Annotated in this window: 17 protein-coding genes; 12 read left to right on the top strand and 5 right to left on the bottom strand. The window is 40.0% G+C overall.

All coding sequences use genetic code 11. The features are described 5' to 3' along the window. Positions 1 to 200: hypothetical protein (locus CXF89_RS21300; RefSeq protein WP_021032039.1), on the bottom strand; the 200-nt coding region annotated here is incomplete at its 3' end. A 27-nt stretch (positions 201 to 227) separates the two neighbouring features. Between CXF89_RS21300 and glk the strand changes: the two genes are divergently transcribed. From glk to CXF89_RS14555, 6 genes are all read left to right on the top strand, one after another. Beyond that, a complete protein-coding gene (gene glk / locus CXF89_RS14530) occupies positions 228 to 1,220 on the top strand; it encodes a glucokinase (RefSeq protein ID WP_010555044.1) in 993 nt (330 codons plus the stop codon). A gap of 36 nt (positions 1,221 to 1,256) precedes the next feature. Then, on the top strand, positions 1,257 to 2,270 hold the full coding sequence (locus CXF89_RS14535) for a LacI family DNA-binding transcriptional regulator (RefSeq protein WP_010555045.1): 1,014 nt from the start codon (positions 1,257 to 1,259) through the stop codon (positions 2,268 to 2,270). Between the two features lie 336 nt (positions 2,271 to 2,606). Continuing rightward, positions 2,607 to 4,457, top strand: a complete 1,851-nt coding sequence (edd, locus tag CXF89_RS14540; RefSeq protein WP_007582619.1) for a phosphogluconate dehydratase — start codon at positions 2,607 to 2,609, stop codon at positions 4,455 to 4,457. Between the two features lie 33 nt (positions 4,458 to 4,490). Then, positions 4,491 to 5,111 carry a bifunctional 4-hydroxy-2-oxoglutarate aldolase/2-dehydro-3-deoxy-phosphogluconate aldolase gene (gene eda, locus CXF89_RS14545; RefSeq protein ID WP_002959756.1) on the top strand — a complete coding sequence of 207 codons (621 nt, stop codon included), beginning with the start codon at positions 4,491 to 4,493 and terminating at the stop codon, positions 5,109 to 5,111. A gap of 9 nt (positions 5,112 to 5,120) precedes the next feature. After that, entirely contained in the window at positions 5,121 to 6,125 is a 1,005-nt protein-coding gene (gap, locus tag CXF89_RS14550) for a type I glyceraldehyde-3-phosphate dehydrogenase (protein ID WP_007582622.1), read from the top strand. A 212-nt stretch (positions 6,126 to 6,337) separates the two neighbouring features. After that, positions 6,338 to 7,462, top strand: coding sequence for a sterol desaturase family protein (locus CXF89_RS14555; RefSeq protein WP_121955005.1), 1,125 nt, complete (start codon positions 6,338 to 6,340; stop codon positions 7,460 to 7,462). 78 nt (positions 7,463 to 7,540) lie between these two features. On the opposite strand, the gene CXF89_RS14560 is transcribed toward CXF89_RS14555, so the two are convergent. The 4 genes from CXF89_RS14560 to CXF89_RS14575 all read right to left on the bottom strand — a co-directional run bounded on the left by CXF89_RS14560 (position 7,541) and on the right by CXF89_RS14575 (position 13,989). After that, positions 7,541 to 8,866 carry a leucine-rich repeat domain-containing protein gene (locus CXF89_RS14560; protein ID WP_121955006.1) on the bottom strand — a complete coding sequence of 442 codons (1,326 nt, stop codon included), beginning with the start codon at positions 8,864 to 8,866 and terminating at the stop codon, positions 7,541 to 7,543. Positions 8,867 to 8,907: 41 nt separating this feature from the next. Further along, positions 8,908 to 9,621, bottom strand: a complete 714-nt coding sequence (locus CXF89_RS14565) for a YebC/PmpR family DNA-binding transcriptional regulator (RefSeq protein ID WP_010555049.1) — start codon at positions 9,619 to 9,621, stop codon at positions 8,908 to 8,910. Positions 9,622 to 9,891: 270 nt separating this feature from the next. Beyond that, a complete protein-coding gene (locus CXF89_RS14570; protein ID WP_121955007.1) occupies positions 9,892 to 11,970 on the bottom strand; it encodes a M13 family metallopeptidase in 2,079 nt (692 codons plus the stop codon). Between the two features lie 240 nt (positions 11,971 to 12,210). Beyond that, positions 12,211 to 13,989, bottom strand: a complete 1,779-nt coding sequence (locus tag CXF89_RS14575) for an ABCB family ABC transporter ATP-binding protein/permease (protein ID WP_121955008.1) — start codon at positions 13,987 to 13,989, stop codon at positions 12,211 to 12,213. A gap of 108 nt (positions 13,990 to 14,097) precedes the next feature. On the opposite strand from CXF89_RS14575, the gene CXF89_RS14580 reads away from it, so the two are divergent. The 6 genes from CXF89_RS14580 (at position 14,098) to CXF89_RS14605 (ending at position 18,988) form a co-directional block, all read left to right on the top strand. After that, entirely contained in the window at positions 14,098 to 14,559 is a 462-nt protein-coding gene (locus tag CXF89_RS14580) for a hypothetical protein (protein WP_121955009.1), read from the top strand. Positions 14,560 to 14,667: 108 nt separating this feature from the next. Next, positions 14,668 to 16,506, top strand: a complete 1,839-nt coding sequence (gene secD / locus CXF89_RS14585; protein WP_121955010.1) for a protein translocase subunit SecD — start codon at positions 14,668 to 14,670, stop codon at positions 16,504 to 16,506. Beyond that, entirely contained in the window at positions 16,499 to 17,443 is a 945-nt protein-coding gene (gene secF / locus CXF89_RS14590) for a protein translocase subunit SecF (RefSeq protein WP_121955011.1), read from the top strand. The genes secD and secF overlap by 8 nt, the downstream gene beginning before the upstream one ends. Positions 17,444 to 17,624: 181 nt before the next feature. Continuing rightward, positions 17,625 to 18,101: a GreA/GreB family elongation factor gene (locus tag CXF89_RS14595; protein ID WP_007582643.1), complete on the top strand. Its 477-nt coding sequence runs from the start codon at positions 17,625 to 17,627 to the stop codon at positions 18,099 to 18,101. 324 nt (positions 18,102 to 18,425) lie between these two features. Continuing rightward, positions 18,426 to 18,683 (top strand): type II toxin-antitoxin system Phd/YefM family antitoxin, encoded by a 258-nt coding sequence (locus CXF89_RS14600; RefSeq protein WP_010555056.1) that lies wholly within the window; start codon positions 18,426 to 18,428, stop codon positions 18,681 to 18,683. Further along, on the top strand, positions 18,671 to 18,988 hold the full coding sequence (locus CXF89_RS14605) for a type II toxin-antitoxin system RelE/ParE family toxin (RefSeq protein WP_010555057.1): 318 nt from the start codon (positions 18,671 to 18,673) through the stop codon (positions 18,986 to 18,988). Before CXF89_RS14600 ends, CXF89_RS14605 begins: the two co-directional genes overlap by 13 nt. Positions 18,989 to 19,085: the final 97 nt, after the last annotated feature.

Here is a 19,085-nt window from a genome sequence, read left to right on the forward strand (position 1 = left end):
GCTTTTTGTGAATTAACGTATATTTTTATTGATAAACGGCTGACACCGGTGTCATAATATAAATGTTTTATCATTTTGTTGTCAAAACGTATTCGCTGTTTATATATTTTATAGGCAGCATTTTTTACTGTGATAGCTACTTTGAGGTGATAGCTCAAAGTATAAATAACAATGGTATACCATTGTAAAATAATAAGCACGAGTCGCTTAACAAAAGAGATAATACTATGAGCCTAAACTCTTCTGCCCAATTTGATCCCATCTTAGTTGCTGATGTTGGGGGCACTAATGCCCGCTTTGCTTTAATAACTGCTTTTAATGAACATACTAACCAATTTGTAATAGAGCACATTAATATTTTTCCTAGTGCTAATTTTGGTTCACTTGAAAGTGCGCTTGAGCAATATTTACAAACAGTCTCGCATATTACACCTAAACGCGCATGTTTAGCCGTTGCAGGTCCAATAAAAGCTGGGCAGGTACATTTAACCAATTTAGGTTGGCATTTTAGTGTTAGTGAATTTAAAACTCATTTTGATTTACAGCAACTAGAGGTCATTAACGATTTTGCTGCTTTTGCATATGCGGCTCCTTACTTAGATCCTAAACAAAATGTCATTGTTAAATCAGGCCAAGCTGATGATAATGCAAACATTGGTGTTATAGGTCCCGGTACTGGTTTTGGTGCCGCGTGCTTAGTTAGAACGTCGCAATCTACCGCTGTTTTAAGTTCAGAAGGGGGGCATATATCGCTTGCACCAGTTAATGAACTCGATACTTTACTATTAAATGAATTACGTAAAGATCATCCCCATGTTTCTATCGAAACTGTATTTTCAGGCCCTGGCATAACGCATTTATACAAAGCGATGTCTGCGGTTAAGGGTGTAACAGCTAAAAATTTAGATGCTGCGCAAATAAGTAGTCTAGCAAATAGCGGTGAATGTGCTGTGTGTGATGCAACGCTTAATCAATTTTGTGATTGGATCGGCAGTGTAGCTGGCGATTTAGCCGTTGTTTACGGTGCTTTAGGCGGACTATTTATTGGCGGTGGAATACTGCCTCGTATGCAAGCAAGACTTCTTGAGAGTCGTTTTGTTGAACGATTTTCTCAAAAGGGTATTATGTCGCAATACGCAGGGCAAATTCCTGTAATACTTGTAACACAAGATAATATTCCACTAATTGGTGCCGCAGCGTGTTTGCACAACAGCAAATAAGGAGCTTTCCTTGTTCGCATTTGGAAAAATAGAGTGATGAAAAAAGTAACAATAAACAGTGTGGCAAGTCATGCTGGTGTTTCTAAAAAAACCGTATCACGCGTTTTAAATAACGAGCCTAATGTTAGTGCTGCAACCCGAGAAAAGGTGCTTGCGGTATTTAAAGAACTCGATTACACCCCAAATCCAATTGCACGAGGCCTCGCACAAAATCGTAGCTTTATTATTGGGTGTCTTTACGATAACCCAAGTAAAAGCTACATTACTCGCGTGCAAACGGGTGCTCTAGAAGCATGCAAAGAAAATAACTATAATTTATTGATACACCCTTGTGAGTTTCGTGGTGAAGCCCTTATAAATAATATTGAGCAATTACTACAGACTTCTCGATTAGATGGCATTGTGCTAACACCTCCTTTTGGTGATTTTGCTGAGCTTGTTGCTTTTTTAAAATCTAAAAAAATTCCTTACGCAAGAGTTGCGTCAGCTTTACTTCAAGATGATTCTATTTCAGTTCGTAGTAATGATGAGCAAGGCGCATTTGAAATTACTGAGCATCTAATTAGCCTTGGGCATAAATCTATAGCGTTTATTAAAGGGCACCCGGATCACAGTGCCACGCAACAACGCTTTAAAGGCTACAGGCGTTCACTTGCAAGCCATGGAATAGAGTTTGATGAGCGCTTAGTAGAGGAGGGTAACTTTAGTTATCACTCAGGTGTAGATAGTGCACGCAGTATTTTAGATTTATCTCCTAGGCCAACAGCTGTATTTGCATCAAACGATTACATGGCGGCAGCGGTATTAAAATTAGCTACCCAGCGCCAATTAAAAGTGCCTGATGATATTTCAATAGCTGGCTTTGATAATGCACCCATTGCACGTCATATTTGGCCTGGTTTAACGACTATTGCACAGCCCGTTGAAGAGATGACTAAACAAGCCGTAACTCAACTTATTTCACACATCGCTCAACCGCAAGAACAGCCGTATCAGGTAACGCTTGAGTCACGCTTGATTACACGCGAGTCTACCTCTGCGATAAAATAGTGAGTTAAAAACACTTTCACAGTAGCCCGAATATGAGTGACGCTTATTCGGGCTTTTTTTTGCTCTGAACTTGCTAAAATATACTTTGTGCCTAAAAATCAATTAGGTCATTATTCGGTCATGTTAAAATATTAAACTATTTTTGTTACCCGGGGTTGACACCGGTGTCATTGCTATGCGTTAATACAGTGACACCGGTGTCAGGGCTGTTGTGAGAGGCTCCCTGGTAGCGTACCTTTGAACGGGTAAATCAAAGATGCTCAGTACAGTTATTTACGTGGAGTCTGTAGTTGCTACTGAGCCTTTATCCTCTAACTAATAGAGATGAGTTAAATTATGTTACATCCTCGTATTCAAGAAGTTACCCAGCGCGTTATCGAACGCAGTAAAAATACCCGTCAAGATTATTTAGAACGTATTTCGCACGCAAAAAAACAAACAAGAGTTCGTGCCGGTTTAGGTTGCGGAAATATAGCCCATGTTATGGCTGCATGTAGCAGTGATGACAAAGCGCGCTTAAAGGCTGATGAGCAGCCAAATCTTGCTATTATCAACTCATATAACGATATGCTATCGGCTCATGTGCCATACAAAGACTACCCAGATTTAATTAAAGACATTGCTACCAAATACGATGCTACAGCACAAGTTGCTGGTGGCGTTCCTGCAATGTGTGATGGTGTTACGCAAGGGCGTGACGGCATGGAACTTTCGCTTTTTTCTCGTGATGTAATTGCTATGTCTACGGCAATATCGCTTTCACACGATGTGTTTGATGGCGTTTTTTGTTTAGGCGTTTGCGACAAAATCGTCCCGGGTTTATTAATTGGTGCATTGTCGTTTGGTCATTTACCTGTGTTCTTTTTACCAGCAGGTCCAATGCAATCAGGTATTCCTAATAAAGAAAAAGCACGTATTCGTCAAAAATTTGCACAAGGTCTAGTAAGTCGCGAAGACTTATTAGAGGCTGAAAGCGCGTCTTACCACAGCGCAGGTACTTGTACGTTCTACGGTACTGCAAACTCAAACCAAATGTTAATGGAAATAATGGGCTTGCACCTTCCAGGTAGTTCGTTTATTAATCCTTACACTGAGCTTCGCGATGGTCTTACAGGTAATGCTGTAGAAACTATGCTTAAGCAGCTTACAGATGATAAAGAAAGCCCGTGTTTGGCCGATGTGATCAGCGAAAAAACGATTATAAACGGTTTAGTAGGTCTTCTTTCTACAGGTGGTTCTACTAACCATGCAATTCATATTGTTGCGATAGCAAAAGCGGCGGGCATTCAGGTTACGTGGAAAGATATGTCTGATTTATCTGAAGTTGTACCACTACTTACACGTATTTACCCTAACGGCTCTGCAGATGTAAACCACTTCCAAGCAGCCGGCGGTATGGGTTTCTTAATGCGAGAGCTAGCAAGCGCTGGTTACTTACACACAGACGTTAAAACAATGCTAGGCGATGGTTTAGCACCTTACATGACAGAGCCTCGTTTGGATAAAGACGATAGTCTGATCATGAGCAACTCAACCGGCCCAACTAAAGTTAAATGGGTAGATTGCCCAGCAAATTCTCATGACGAAGAAGTACTTCGTCCAGTGAGTAACCCTTTTAGTAAGCAAGGTGGTTTGCAACTTCTAACGGGTAACTTAGGTAAAGCTGTTATTAAAGTGTCAGCTGTTGCTATTGAACATCAGGTTGTTACTGCTCCTGCGAAAGTGTTTAGCTCACAAAGTGCTCTGCAAGATGCATACACGCGTGGCGAATTAAACCAAGACTTCATTGCCGTGCTAAAAGAGCAAGGCCCTAAAGCGAAAGGTATGCCAGAGCTACATAAATTAACGCCAGTAATGGCAACGCTTCAAGATGAAGGCTTTAAAGTAGCCATTGTTACTGACGGTCGTATGTCGGGTGCATCAGGTAAAGTACCAGCTGCTATTCACTTAGCACCAGAGGCAGTAGAAGGCGGCATTATTGCTAAAATCCGAGAAGGTGATTTAGTGACACTTGATGCGCCAAACGGAATATTAAAAGTACACGTTAGCGACGAAGAACTTGCTAAACGTGAAGCAGAACTTAGCCTGCCAAGTGCAACATTTGGTACAGGTCGCGAATTATTTACTGGATTTAGAAATATCGTAAGCAGTGCCGATTTAGGCGCGAGTGCTTTTGGACTTGAATAAATATTAGCCATACTGGGTAATGAGGAACAAGTAATGAGTATTGAAAAAATCTTAGCATCGGCACCCGTGGTGCCAGTGGTTGTAATCGAAAAATTAGAAGATGCAGCACCACTTGCAAGAGCGTTATATAACGGTGGCTTAAAAGCCTTAGAAATAACACTACGTACACCTATTGCTGCAGAAGCTGTAAAGCTGATGAAAGCAGAAGTACCTGAAGCCTATGTAGGTACTGGTACGGTAGTAGATAAAGCAAGTTTTGATCTTTCGGTTGCCGCAGGTGCAGATTTTATGGTGAGTCCAGGTGTGAGCGATGAGCTTATTGCTTTGGCTAAAACATCAGATATACCATTTTTACCAGGCGCTGCAACTGCAAGTGAAGTTATGCAACTTGCGTCGCATGGTTTTAAGTATTTAAAATTCTTCCCTGCAGAAGCTGCAGGCGGAACAGCAATGCTTAAATCAATCGGTGGCCCATTACCACATATTACTTTTTGCCCAACTGGCGGCATTAGCCTAGCAACTGCACCGAACTATTTAGCGCTTAACAACGTTATTTGTGTTGGTGGTACGTGGATGCTAGATAAACAACTAATTGAAAATAAAGACTGGCAAGCAATTGAAGCGCTTGCTCGCCAAGCAAGTGAACTTAAATAGGAGTCTAAAATGATTAATGTAGCAATTAACGGTTACGGCCGTATCGGTAGAAATGTTTTACGTGCACTTTATGAGTCAGCTCAAAACAGCGAAATTAAAATTGTAGCAATTAACGATTTAGCACCAGCTAACGTAAATGCACATTTAACGCAATATGACTCAGTTCATGGTCAATTTTCAAAAAAAGTAACACTTGAAAATAACACCATGTTAATTGACGATGACGTAATTACGTTAACGCAAGAACGCGACCCTGCAAATTTACCGTGGAAAGCACTAAACGTCGATATCGTTTTAGAATGTACTGGTTTTTTCACTAAACGTGATGACGCTGCTAAGCACATTACAGCGGGTGCTAAAAAAGTAATCGTTTCTGCTCCAGGTAAAGATATGGATGCAACAGTGGTTCATGGTGTAAACAGCGATGTAATTAACGCTGATAGCCAAATCATCTCAAATGCATCGTGTACTACTAACTGTTTAGCACCACTAGCAAAAGCAATAAACGACACAGTAGGTATTGAAAAGGGGAGTATGACAACGATTCATTCTTATACGAATGATCAAAACCTATCTGACGTATACCACCCAGATCTATACCGTGCTCGTAGTGCAACTCAATCTATGATCCCAACTAAAACAGGTGCTGCGGCAGCTGTTGGTTTAGTACTACCAGAACTTGCTGGTAAATTAGACGGTATGTCGGTACGTGTACCAACAATCAACGTATCTTTAGTTGATTTTACGTTTATTACTAAGCGCGATACGACTGCAGAAGAAATCAATGCAATCATGAAAGAAGCGTCAACGGGTTCAATGAAAGATATTTTACAATATAATGAGCTTCCGCTTGTTTCTATCGACTTTAACCATAACCCAGCGTCATCTATCTTTGATGCAACGCAAACTAAAGCCGATGGCAATCTAGTTAAAGTAATGGCTTGGTACGACAACGAATGGGGTTTCTCAAACCGCATGTTAGACCAAGTTAAAGCATTAGGTGCGTTTTTATAATACAGCCCTAATGATGTAAAGTTTTAGCTTTATCCAACCAAGCCACGCATTGCGTGGCTTTTTTGCGTTTGGTTTATCTGTATATTTGCAACTCAGACTATGGAGGGAACTATTTGTATTTTTTATACCCTAAATTTTGTTAATATGTGGGTGTGTAAATCAATGGAATTTCGTTGTATTTAATCAACTCAACGAAGCAAGGAATAATAAAAATGATCAGAGCTTTATCACGAAAGGTATTTCGCACAAATCATCTTCAGATAGGTGAGGGCAACATAAGTGGCTACATAGCCTGCTTTTTAGCAATACTGAGTTGCTTAGGCGTATTAGCGTTTCACTTTCCGGAATACTTAACCACACCAGAACTACGCAAAAGCTACGATGTTAGTTTTTTGCGTCAGCTTATGTTTGCAGCATTGCTAATATCTGGCAGTTTAGGGTTACTTAACTTTGTACGTAATACTAATAAGCGTTTAGGTGCTACAGCATGGTGTTTTATTACATTAGCTATTATGTTTGGCGGCCCTAACGTTGAGGTTAACGAGTTTGCAACGAATACACCCTATATAGGGCTTGATTGGTTTATTTTAGATTTACTCGGTTCAACACTTATATTTATTGTGATTGAAAAGCTATTACCGCATCGAAAAGAGCAAAAAATATTGCGTAGTGAGTGGAGAGGTGATTTAAACCACTTTTTTGTAAATCATTTAATTATTGGTTTTGTATTACTTGTTACTAACCATTTTGTACATTATGGTTTTGGTTGGGCTGTATCATCAACAATTCAAGGCGTTATTGAACAAATACCATTTGTTGCGCAGCTGTTTTTAATAATACTCGTGGCTGATTTAATGCAGTACTGGGTGCATCGTGCCTATCACGAAATTCCTTTGTTATGGCGCTTTCATGGCGTACATCACAGCGCTAAAGAAATGGATTGGTTAGCGGGTTCTCGCCAGCATATTCTTGAAATACTAATAACACGCAGCTTAGTGCTTACACCGATATTTGTACTTGGATTTTCACAGCAAATAATTAGTTTGTACGTAATTATTGTGGGTTTACAGGCAGTGTTTAACCATGCAAACGTAAGAGTTAAATTTGGTTGGCTTAAATATTTTATGGTCACACCGCAGTTTCATCATTGGCATCATGCGTCAGATAAAGCCGCAATTGACCGCAACTACGCTGCGCATTTCTCGTTTTTAGATTATGCGTTTGGTACTGCTGTTAAAGGTCAAAAAGAGTGGCCTGAAGCATATGGCGTAGTTGGGGATTACATGCCGGTAGGTATGCTTAAGCAACAGGTTTATCCGTTTAAGCGTACTAAATGAGTTTGCTTAATTGAATAAACATAAACTAAAAAAAGAGCAACGTGTTAAACGTTGCTCTTTTTTTATGACTCTACTCAATTATATGTTCAGCTCTTCTAATAACTCAGTAAATGTAGGTCTTTGATTTAATGAAGGTTGCATAGCACACTTTGCCATATCGGACATTTCACCAAATAGCTCACTTTGCCTATCATCGCCGGTTACCGTGCCTAATAAGTCTTCAATTAAACAGCCCAAAGCTCTTACTTCTATCCACTCTAGTTGCTTTTGTTGATACTCACTTAGCATCGTTAAATTAGTTGCAGCACCAAAATCACCAAACAGAACGTCATGGTTTTGGTTAACCATAGTGTTATGCGCATAAATGTCGCCGTGACTTACTTTACGAACATGTAAGTGATGCAGTGTATTTACCATTTGCTGTGCAATTTTTAAAATAGCGTGAGTTGAGTAATGGCAATCATCATTAAAGGTATCACGCGTACAGGTTTCAAGGCTTGGAGGCAGGCCTAAATTAGTAAAGCTTTTATCTATTAGCTCCATCACTAAACCTAGCTGATCACTTTGCTCTATGTAGGCAAGTACCTTAATTAAATTAGCGTGATCGCCTGCTTGTAAGCAGCAATTTACTTCATCAAGCGGGTAGCCGTCGCTGGTAATTGCACCTTTAAATAATTTAATCGCTACAGCGCTATCAGCAGCTTGTGCTAAATGAATAACGCCCGATGCACCTTGGCCAATAACATGACTAAGTGTGTAATCGTTAAGCGGTTTGTTCTCTAAGCTGCACTTTGTAAGGCACTGGGCTTTATTAAAATCGTTACCGGCAAACGCAAGCCAAGCAAGTTTAGGCAGTTCAAACAGCCAGTCGTCTACGTGTGTTAAGTTATTAGCAGAGAGCCTAACAAGCTCAAGGTTTTTACACTGCGCCATGCTACTTGGCAGTTGCTTAAGTTGATTGCCCGCAAGCGCGAGCTTTTTAAGCTGGGTGTAATTACCAAAGTCTTCAGGCAATTCGCTTAACGTATTATCGGTGAGTATTAGCCACTCAATATTTTTTGGCAGGCTGTTTAAAGCAAATTCAGAAATTTGGTTACCTTTAAACGCAACCATAATTAGAGCAGGGCATTTAGCTAAAACCGCAGGAATATGCTTAAACTGATTAAACGATAAAAATACTCGCTTAAGACGAGTTAAACAGGCAAATTCATCAGGTAGTGTTGATAAGTTATTATTTGATAAATCGAGTACTTCGAGCGTGTCAGCTAAGCTAAAAATCTCTTCCGGGAATATTGTTAACTCTTCTACTAATTGCAGGTGAGTAGTACCAGCAAGTTTGCCACTTTTAAGCTCTTTAAGGGAGTTCATATTAATACCATGTTCTAAAAATGAAAAAGCCAACATAGCTGTTGGCTTAAAGTCGTTCTAACTTAGTAAATCAGGTTTTAGAATTGCGCGTTATGGTAAACGTTTTGTACGTCGTCGCAATCTTCTAACATTGCTAAAAAGCGTTCCATAACTTCAACGTCTTCGCCCTCAATCGGCGTTTCAATTTGTGGCACAAAGCTAATTAGGTCTTCGTCAAACTCAGTCACACCCATTTCTTCAAGCGCTGTACGTGTGTTGTTGTACTCTGTGTGAGGAGCAAAAACAGTAACTTTACCGTCATCAACTTCTACGTCAGTTACATCAACATCAGCCATCATTAATGCTTCAAGTACTGCTTCGTCGTCATCACCGTCAAATACAAAAATAGCAAGGTGATCAAATAAATGTGAAACAGAGTTTTGAGCACCAATTTTAGCATTTGCTTTGGTAAAACAAACACGTACATCAGCAAAGGTACGCTTGTTGTTGTCTGTTAAACAATCAACAATAATCATACAGTTACCTGGGCCGTAACCTTCGTAACGTGTTGCTGAGTAGTCTTCGCCGCCGCCACCTTTTGCTTTGTCGATTGCGCGGTCAATAACGTGTGCTGGTACTTGGTCTTTTTTAGCGCGTTCAATTAAACGACGTAATGATAAGTTACCATCTGGATCTACACCGCCGTTTTTTGCACAAATATAAATTTCTTTGCCGTACTTAGAATAAACTTTAGTTTTAGCACCCGCAGTCTTAGCCATTGAATCTTTTTTGTTTTGGTAAGCTCTTCCCATCTGCGTTTCGCCTTAATATATGTAAATAATAGAATAAAATTATAATGCGTATTCTAAAGGTAAATGCATTCAAGGGCTAGTAAGTATTAAAGCCGATTAAAACTGTAGCGTTTAAAGTCCATCTAAAGTGCATTATATTGAGGCGTTTTGGCGCTGATTTAAAGGGGGTTTTCAGAGCAAATTTAATCAAATAAAAAGGCAACTTATTTAATGAGTTGCCTAATTGAGTAATAAAATTAAACGAGGCAAATTAATAGCCTCATATATTACTTACCAAATACGTACACGTTCATCTTCAGGAAGGTATAACTCATCGCCTGGTTTTACATCAAACGCTTTGTACCATGCATCGTGGTTACGCGGCGCTTGTGCTCTAAAGCGACCTGGGGCATGTGTGCCACCACGCAGTTGGTTAAGCATGCTTTGCTCAGTACGTTTTTCTTTCCATACTTGTGCCCACGCAAGGAAGAAACGTTGATCCCCAGTAACGCCGTCAATAACAGGCGCTTCTTTACCATTTAAACTTAGCTTGTAAGCGTGATAGGCCATTGATAACCCACCTACATCACCAATGTTTTCGCCAAGGCTATTTCGACCATTAACAAAATTACCTTCAATTGGCTCGTATTTACTGTACTGCGCAGCCAGTTGATCGGCTTTTTTGTCAAATGCAGCGCGGTCAGCATCAGTCCACCAATTACGTTGCACACCGTTTTCGTCTGATTTTGAACCTTGATCGTCAAATCCATGACCCATTTCATGACCAATTACAGCGCCAATACCGCCATAGTTTACAGCCGGATCGGCATTTGGATCGAAAAACGGCGGTTGTAATATCGCAGCCGGAAATACAATTTCATTAAACGAGCTATTGTAGTAAGCGTTTACGCGTTGTGGCGTCATGCCCCAGCGGTTACGGTCTGTTTTTTGTAGCTCTTTTTCAACACTTTCTGCGTGGAAAAACTCACGCATGTTTTTCACATTACCAATCAAATCGTTTTTAGTAATGCTTAAACCTTCATAAGACTGCCAAACATCGGGGTAACCAATTTTTGGTACAAATGCAGCAAGCTTAGCGCGCGCATTTACTTTAGTTTCATCGCCCATCCATTCTAGATTATCAATACGTTCACCAAGGGCTGTACGTAGGTTTTCAACCAGCTCTGACATTTGTTGTTTTGATGACTCAGGGAAGTAACGCGCTACGTATATTTTACCAATAGCAAAACCAAGCGAACTTGTGCCCGACATTTCACTTATTGCACGTTTCCAACGAGGGCGAGGCTCTTGCTGTCCGTTTAGTTCTTTACCAAAAAAAGCAAAGTTAGTATTAAATACGTCTTCTGATAGTAAACCTGCGTTACCGCTAATAGCGTGATACGTTAGGTAGTCTTTCCATACTGCAATATCTTCTTGATTGATTAGCTCAATCATCGCTTTTATAGGTTCAGGCTGAGAGACATTTAACTGAGGTACTTTATAACCTGTTTGCGCAAAATATAAATCCCAGTTAAAGCCAGGGTAAGCAGTGCTTAAATCGGCGCGTTCAATTTGGTTTAGCGTTAAATCACGATTACGGCGCTTTTCGCGAGGCCAGTGACCTTGTGCAATTTTGGTTTCAAGGTCTAAAATAGCTTGAGCACGTTCAGTTGCATTTTCAGTGCCTGCAAACTCAAGCATGTCAGCAATGTGGGCAACATAAGCTGTACGGGTTTTAACAAAGCGCTCAGCGTCTTCAAGGTAGTAAGAGCGATCTGGTAAGCCTAACCCACCCGCACCTAGTGACATTTCATATTTGTTAGGGTCTAGGCGATTAAACCACATACCGCCGCCAAAAGGGGCTTTATTACCGGTTAACCAAGACTTACCAAACATTTCAGCTAAATCGTCAGTCGACGATATATCACTAATTTCACTTAACAATGGCTTGATAGGCGCTACACCTAGTTTATTAAGTGTTTCGGTATCCATATACGCATTGTAAAAATCAGCGACGAGTTTTTCTTCTGCGTTTAAATCTTTACGTGCGGCTATTTCTTCAATAATAGCTTTAACATCGTCTTCACTGCGCTCAGCTAATCCTGAAAATGCACCGTAGCGGGTTTTATCTGCAGGCATTACGTAGTTGTCATACCACGTGCCACTGGCATACATAAAAAAATCATCGCCTGGTTTAACGGCTTCGTTACGTGCTGTTAGGTCAACACCAAAACTACCTAACTCTGCTTTTTCTGTTACTGCTGCAGTGGCTACTTTAGGTTGTTGCTCGTCTGTTTTTGTTGTTTGCGGCTCTGAACAACCGGTAATAAATGTGGCAGCTAGTGCTGCGGCAATTAAACTCTTTTTCATTACTTACTCCTGAGTATCACTGATTGAATTAAAGCAGCAGTGAATCATTTTTATTGTTACGAATATTTAACTTATCGATTGTTATTGATATTAATCATACAAACAAACCTTTTGAGGTGAATCACCACAGTGCTCGATAAAACTAATATAGAGGAAAAGAGAAAGGCTAATAGGCGCTATAAAAGCTTTATTTAGCTCGAATACTTGAAAGTATCCGAGCTAAGAGGGGGCACACACTATTTATTTTTTATGCTGAAGCTCCCACATACGGGCATATTCTCCGGCGAGTGTAAGTAACTCGTCGTGCTTACCTTGCTCAATAATTTTTCCGGCTTTGAGCACAATAATAGTGTCTGCATCGGTAATAGTAGAAAGGCGATGAGCAATAACAACGCTCGTATGGTTACTGGCAACTTCACGCATTGCTGCGAGTATTGCTTGCTCAGAATGAGAATCGAGTGCAGATGTTGCTTCATCAAAAATTAAAATAGGGGACTTTTTCAAAATAGCGCGTGCAATGGCAATACGTTGTTTTTCGCCGCCAGATACTTTTAAACCACGTTCACCAACCAGCGTTTTATCGCCTTTATCAAGTGTTGCTATAAAGTCTTTTAAATGCGCCATAGCAATGGCTTCGTCAATTTCAGCATCGCTTGCTGATGGTCTACCGTAAGCGATATTTTCACGAATTGTGGTGTTAAACAGCACAGTGTCTTGCGGCACAATAGCAATGGCTTTTCGTAAACTATTAAGTGTTACTGAGTTTATTGCTTGATTATCGATACTAATTTCACCGGCGCTTACATCATAAAAACGATAAAGCAGTCGCGCTAATGAGCTTTTACCAGCTCCGCTGGCACCAACAATGGCTACTTTACTGCCTGCTTTAACGCTAAAGCTAAGGTTATTAAGAATAGGGCGATGGGTATCGTAACTAAAATTTACATTATTAAATGTTATTTCACCTTGGCTAATATTGAGCTCTTTAGCATTAAGTGCATCGGTTATTTGTGGTTTTTTGTTAAGTAGCCCAAGCATGTTTTCAAGGTCGGTTAGCGCACGCCTTATTTCGCGGTACACAAAACCTAAAAAGTTAAGCGGTAAAAATAGCTGAATCATATACGCGTTAATCATTACAAGTTCACCAATAGAAAGCGTGCCTGCAACTACTTCGGTTGAGCCCAACCACATTAACGCGGTAATAGCACTGGCAATAATAAGTGCTTGGCCTGAGTTGAGGGCGAGCAACGACATTCTATTTTTCAAACGGGCTTTTTCCCAGTTTGCTAAAAAGGTGTCGTATGTTTTTGCTTCAAACTGCTCATTATTAAAATACTTTACCGTTTCGTAATTAAGTAGGCTGTCTATGGCGCGGGTATTACTTTGATTGTCGGCAGCATTTGCTTCTCTAATAAAGCGGTTTCTCCACTGAGTAACCACCACAGTAAAGGTAATATAAATAGCGACTGCCAGTAATGTAATAAGCGCAAACCAAACAGAAAACAACGTGCCAAAAATAATCGCAACGGTCAGTATTTCAAACAAAGTAGGCACAATGTTAAACATTAAAAAACGCATTAAAAAACTTAACCCGCTAGTACCGCGTTCTATATCGCGGCTAATGCCACCGGTTTGCCTATCTAAATGAAAAGCCAGCTCAAGTGAATGCAAATGCTTAAATACCTTTAAACCAATATCGCGCATGGCGTGCTCGGTTACGCGAGAAAATACAGCATCTCTTATTTCACCTAAAAATACGCTAGCAAAACGAAGCGCACCGTACATCAATAACAATAAAGCAGGAATAACTAACAGTGGGTTAATCGACTTATCTACCGAGTCTATTATTTCTTTAAGCGCCCAAGGCATTAAAAGCGTGGCACCTTTTGCGCCTATAAGCGCCATAAGTGCAATAAAAACACGGCCTTTAAATTTTGTAAGGTAGGGCCACAGTGTTTTTACACTTTGGCGTAAATTCATGGCGTCTGGTCGTTTTTCACTGCTTTGTCTGGGGCGCATTAAAAGTCTCAGTAAAATTAAATTAGATAGTAAATAGCTAAGGACTATTGTATTTCAAATACTAGCCCTTATATACTACGCATCCCTTATTTTAGTTTTAAAACGTGAATGTTTAAATTTAGAGTGTTTTTAACTGCCTTTTTGCTACTTGCTGCACTTTTTAGTGTGCAGAGCAATGCTATGGGCGCCTCACAAAATTTAAATATCAATGTTAGTACGCAGGTTTCGCTTACTGATATTGGCGATTTAACTAAAATACAGCCTATTAGTAAGTCTGTAGATACTACGCAGCATAAAAAAACGCATCAAACCGATTTTGACGCGCACCAACCAAGGTTAACTGCCAATAATTCATCATTGTTTTTGCACACTGTTCAAAGTGAGCCAGAATACGATGTGGTTTTTGAATTTTTTGCTCAAAATTTTATTAGGCATATATTCTTACGACCAAGAGCGATTAATCCTATACAGCCTTGGTATACGTTTGTAACTAATAGTAAAAAGTCGCGCTTGAGTGGCTGGAAAGACGTTAACTTACTCTACAAAGCTGTAACTACCTACCACGCTTAATTTTCCTTATTTAATTTTATTAGGTTTTAACTTTTAAAGTTTTAGCCTGCAGATTAATTGTGCTTTTAAAAAGTACGTCGCTAGCTTTGCTGGCAATAAGGATTCAACATGTTAAGTTTTAAAAAAGATAAAAAGCCGTCTACGGCTAAGTTCAAATTAAGCTATATAGCCATGCTAATAGTATTGGTTTTATTAGCTATCAGCGCATTACCAAATTTATACCCAAATAAATCGTGGTTGCACATCAGTGCTGCTCCGCACAGCGAAACGCAATCTTTACCGAGCACTAAAACGCTAGTTACTTTTTTAAATAAACAAGGGCTAGAGGTTGAGCAGGGTTTAGATAAGCAATCGACTATTAATGTACTTTTAAACGAGCCAACTAAAAGCGCTCAGGCGCAAGCGGCTATAAAAGCGCAATACCCAAACATGCAAGTTAAAATTGTTGAGCATGCAACCAGCCCAACATGGTTACAAGATTTTGGTTTATCACCAATAAAGCTGGGCCTTGATTTAAATGGCGGTGTGCTATTTGTACTAGACGTAGATTTAGATAAAGCCGTTGATGAGCAATTAGTCAGTGCGTATCAACAAGCTAAATCAATCATCATTAAACAAAAAGCACATGGCGTAAAAGCGCAGCAAACTCAGCACGGGTTTGAAATAAACGCATTGCCTAATGCAACCGACAAGTTAACCCCCGTTATTGAAGAGCTACAAAGCCGATTTGCTAATTTAGCCGTTGTAACAAGCAATAACGGCAGCGTTAAAACTGCCAAATTTAGTTATTCAGAGCAAGGCCGCAGCAGCTTTGATAAAGAAGTAATGGGGCAAACACTCACAACCCTTCGTTCACGTATTGAAGAGTTAGGCATTAACGAATCGGTAACACAGCGCCAAGGAAAGCACCGCATTCGTATAGAGCTACCAGGCGTGCAAGATCCAACCGAAGCAAAACGTATTATTGGTGCAACAGCATCGCTTGGTTTTTATCAATTAAAAGAAATTGGCGGGCAAACATTTAATATGCAATCGGGCGGAACGATAAAGCTCGATCCTGTGCCAATTTTTACAGGCGATCATATTAATAATGCAAACATAGGCCGCGACGATTGGGGTAAACCATTGGTACAACTAAGCCTAGACGGCCAAGGCGGGGATGCAATGTCGGCGTTTTCAAAAGCCAATATTGGTAAGCCAATGGCGACGGTTTACTCTGAATATTCTCAAAACGCTAAAGGCGAAGTCGTTAAAAAAAGCGAAGTTATTAATGTTGCCAATATTGCTCAGCATTTAAGTTCGCGTTTTAGTATTACCAATATGAAAAGCCAACAAGCCGCAGCCGATCTGGCATTATTACTACGTGCAGGCTCGCTTACAGCGCCCGTTACAATTGTGCACGAACAAACAATAGGGCCAAGCCTCGGCAGCGAAAATATTAGTAATGGCTTAGCCGCGCTTATGTTAGGCATGGGTATTACCCTTGCATTTATGGCGCTTTGGTATCGCCGTTTAGGCCTTATTGCAAACGTAGCACTTATATTAAATTTAACGTCGCTTGTGGGCTTAATGTCATTATTACCAGGGGTTGTGTTAACGCTTCCGGGTATTGCAGGCTTGGTGCTAACCATAGGTATGGCGGTAGACACTAACGTAATAATATTTGAACGCATTAAAGAAGAACGTCGCCAAGGCCGTGCACCATATCAAGCTATTCAAGAGGGTTATAAACAAGCCGCAAATACAATATTTGATGCCAATATAACCACCATGATCACCGCACTTATCTTATACGGCATAGGCTATGGGCCCGTTAAAGGTTTTGCCATTACACTCGCACTGGGGCTTTTAACGTCTGTATTTACAGGTGTGTACGTATCAAAAATATTAAGCCAAACGTTGTATTTAAAAATGGGTAAAAAAGTAGGAGAAAAAGCACATGCTTAATTATTTTTTGAAAGGTGAAAAGGGCACACGTTTACGCTTTATGGGTATGCTTTTAAGTGCCATTTTAGTGCTGCTATCCGTATTTACGCTTACGCAAAAAGGTCTAAATTTTGGCCTAGATTTTACTGGCGGTTATTTAACTGAGTTTACAACTAGCCAAAGTGTTGAGCTAAAAGAGCTTCAATCGTTTATTGCTAAAAATCACAACGGTGAGTTTGAGCTAACCGCGCAAGGTAATAGTCATTTTCAATTAAGAGAAGCGCCAAGTGCATCAACTACATCAACAACAGCTAATAGCCCTGATTGGCAAAGCGCCGTTACACAAAACGATTATATAAACGCACAGGTATTATCGTCAGCTTATATTGGCTCACAAGTGGGCGATGAGTTATTTGATCAAGGCTGTTTAGCAATGTTTGCTGCAATGATTGCGGTAATGATTTACCTTGCAGTGCGTTTTGAATGGCGCTTAGCACTCGGCTCTGTGGTAGCGCTAGTCCACGATTTAATACTTGTACTTGGGTTATTTTCACTATTACAAATTGAGTTTAACCTAACCGTGCTGGCAAGTTTACTGGCGATTATTGGTTACTCACTTAACGACTCAATAATAGTAGGGGATAGAGTGCGCGAGCTTTTACGTGTTCAATCAAACAATATACTTAGCCCAGCAACTATTATTAATAATGCGATTAAAAGTACACTAACACGTACCTTAATAACGTCGGGTACCACACTTGCAACGGTTGCGAGCGTTTGGTTGCTTGCAGGTGCACCACTGCAAGGCTTTGCTATTGCATTATTTACCGGCATTGTAGTGGGTACGTTCTCGTCTATTTGTATAGCGGCAACCTTGCCGGAGCTATTGGGCTTAAGCGCTAAAAACTACGAAGTTAAAGTAGATGCCCACACGCAAACATTATTAGATATGCCATAAGGTTTTTAATAAAACACAAGCAAAGAGCTGCACCAACCAACGGCCCTTTGTTTGTTTAATGCAAATTTAAGTTCCGCAAGTATTCCCACCAAACTTGCGGGGTTTAAAACAATGGTTTTAAGCCCCGCAAAAATGTTAAACTAGCTGCCTTATTTTTACAGCCTGTATTGTACTAATCCCCATGAATAAAACCCACGTTATCGAACATCTTCGCTTTGCGCTAGAAGCGCAGCTTACAACAGCAAAAGTAGCGGCAAAAACTGCGCACGACACCGCCACACATGAAGAAAACATAGCCGAAAATAAATACGATACCCTAGGGCTCGAAGCCGCTTATTTAGCACAAGGCCAAGCCCAGCGCGTAAACGATTGCTATAAAAGTATAGAATTGTTCGAACCTGCCTTTAACGAAAAACCAACCGACAAAATAGCTATCGGTTCGCTGGTGTGTTTAGAAGATGATAACGCAGCCCAAAAATGGTTTTATTTAGGCCCCGCAGCTGGTGGTTTAACAGTAAACGTTAAACAGCACGCAATTGCTGTTGTAACACCCGGCGCACCAATGGGTAAGCAGTTACTAAATAAACAGATTGATGATGAAATTACGTTAACAATTGCAGGTAAAGCCCACGAATATGTGGTGGTAGAGATTTTATAAAGCTTTGGTTTTTTAAGAGAAGCTTTTGCTGGCAGAGCTATGCCAACGTAATAATCGCTTATTTATATTCATAAATTAATTGTCGGATGGCATGTCTTCACCATTTATCCAACCTATAGCTATGTTTTTATAGCGTAACGTGGTGTGTATTTCAATTTCTACAAAGGCATATAATGAGAAGTACCTAATAGTTTAAAAGTGAGCAGGGTTGACGTTAGGTGCTCCCTTTTTAATTGATTTTAGTGGTTATACAGCCTCGTTAGTTGTATTTCCCAAGTTGGCTACTCGGTGCTACTATAGTGATACATTTGTTTGGGGATTATTATGAGAGTAGAACTAGTAACAACATTGAAGCGTCAAGCAACGAAGATATTATCTGAACTTCATTCCTCTAAAGAACCTGTGTTGATAACTGAACATGGACAACCATCTGCATACTTAGTAGATGTTGATGATTATGAATTTATGCAAAAGCGTATGCAAATTCTTGAGTCTCTTGCAAAAGGAGAGCAGGCAATAAGTCGTGGTGAAACCATGTCGAATGTTGAAGCTAAAGATAAAATGAATAAATGGCTGAAATAATTTGGACTAATCCAGCTTTGGATGATCTTAACGATATCGCTGAATATATCGCATTAAGCAATTTGCAGTCAGCGAAAAAATTGGTTTCCAAAATATTTGAAAAAGTTGAACGTCTCAAACCCTTTCCTGAATCAGGTAAAAAACCAATTGAGTTAGCTAACCTAAATTATCTTGAACTGGTCGTGAATCCTTGTCGTATATTTTACAAAAAAGATAACAATAAAGTATATATTTTGCACGTAATGAGACAAGAGCGAGACTTACGAAAATTTTTGTTGCTAACGCAATATACAGCTAACAAGTAGGTAATCCCTGAGTGAAATTAGTATGACCCCCATACTAATTATTATAAAAAGCAATTATTAAAAAGCCATCCAAACATCTATAAAAATTCCAACTTAA

Source organism: Pseudoalteromonas sp. MelDa3 (assembly GCF_002863625.1).
GTDB lineage: Bacteria > Pseudomonadota > Gammaproteobacteria > Enterobacterales > Alteromonadaceae > Pseudoalteromonas > Pseudoalteromonas arctica.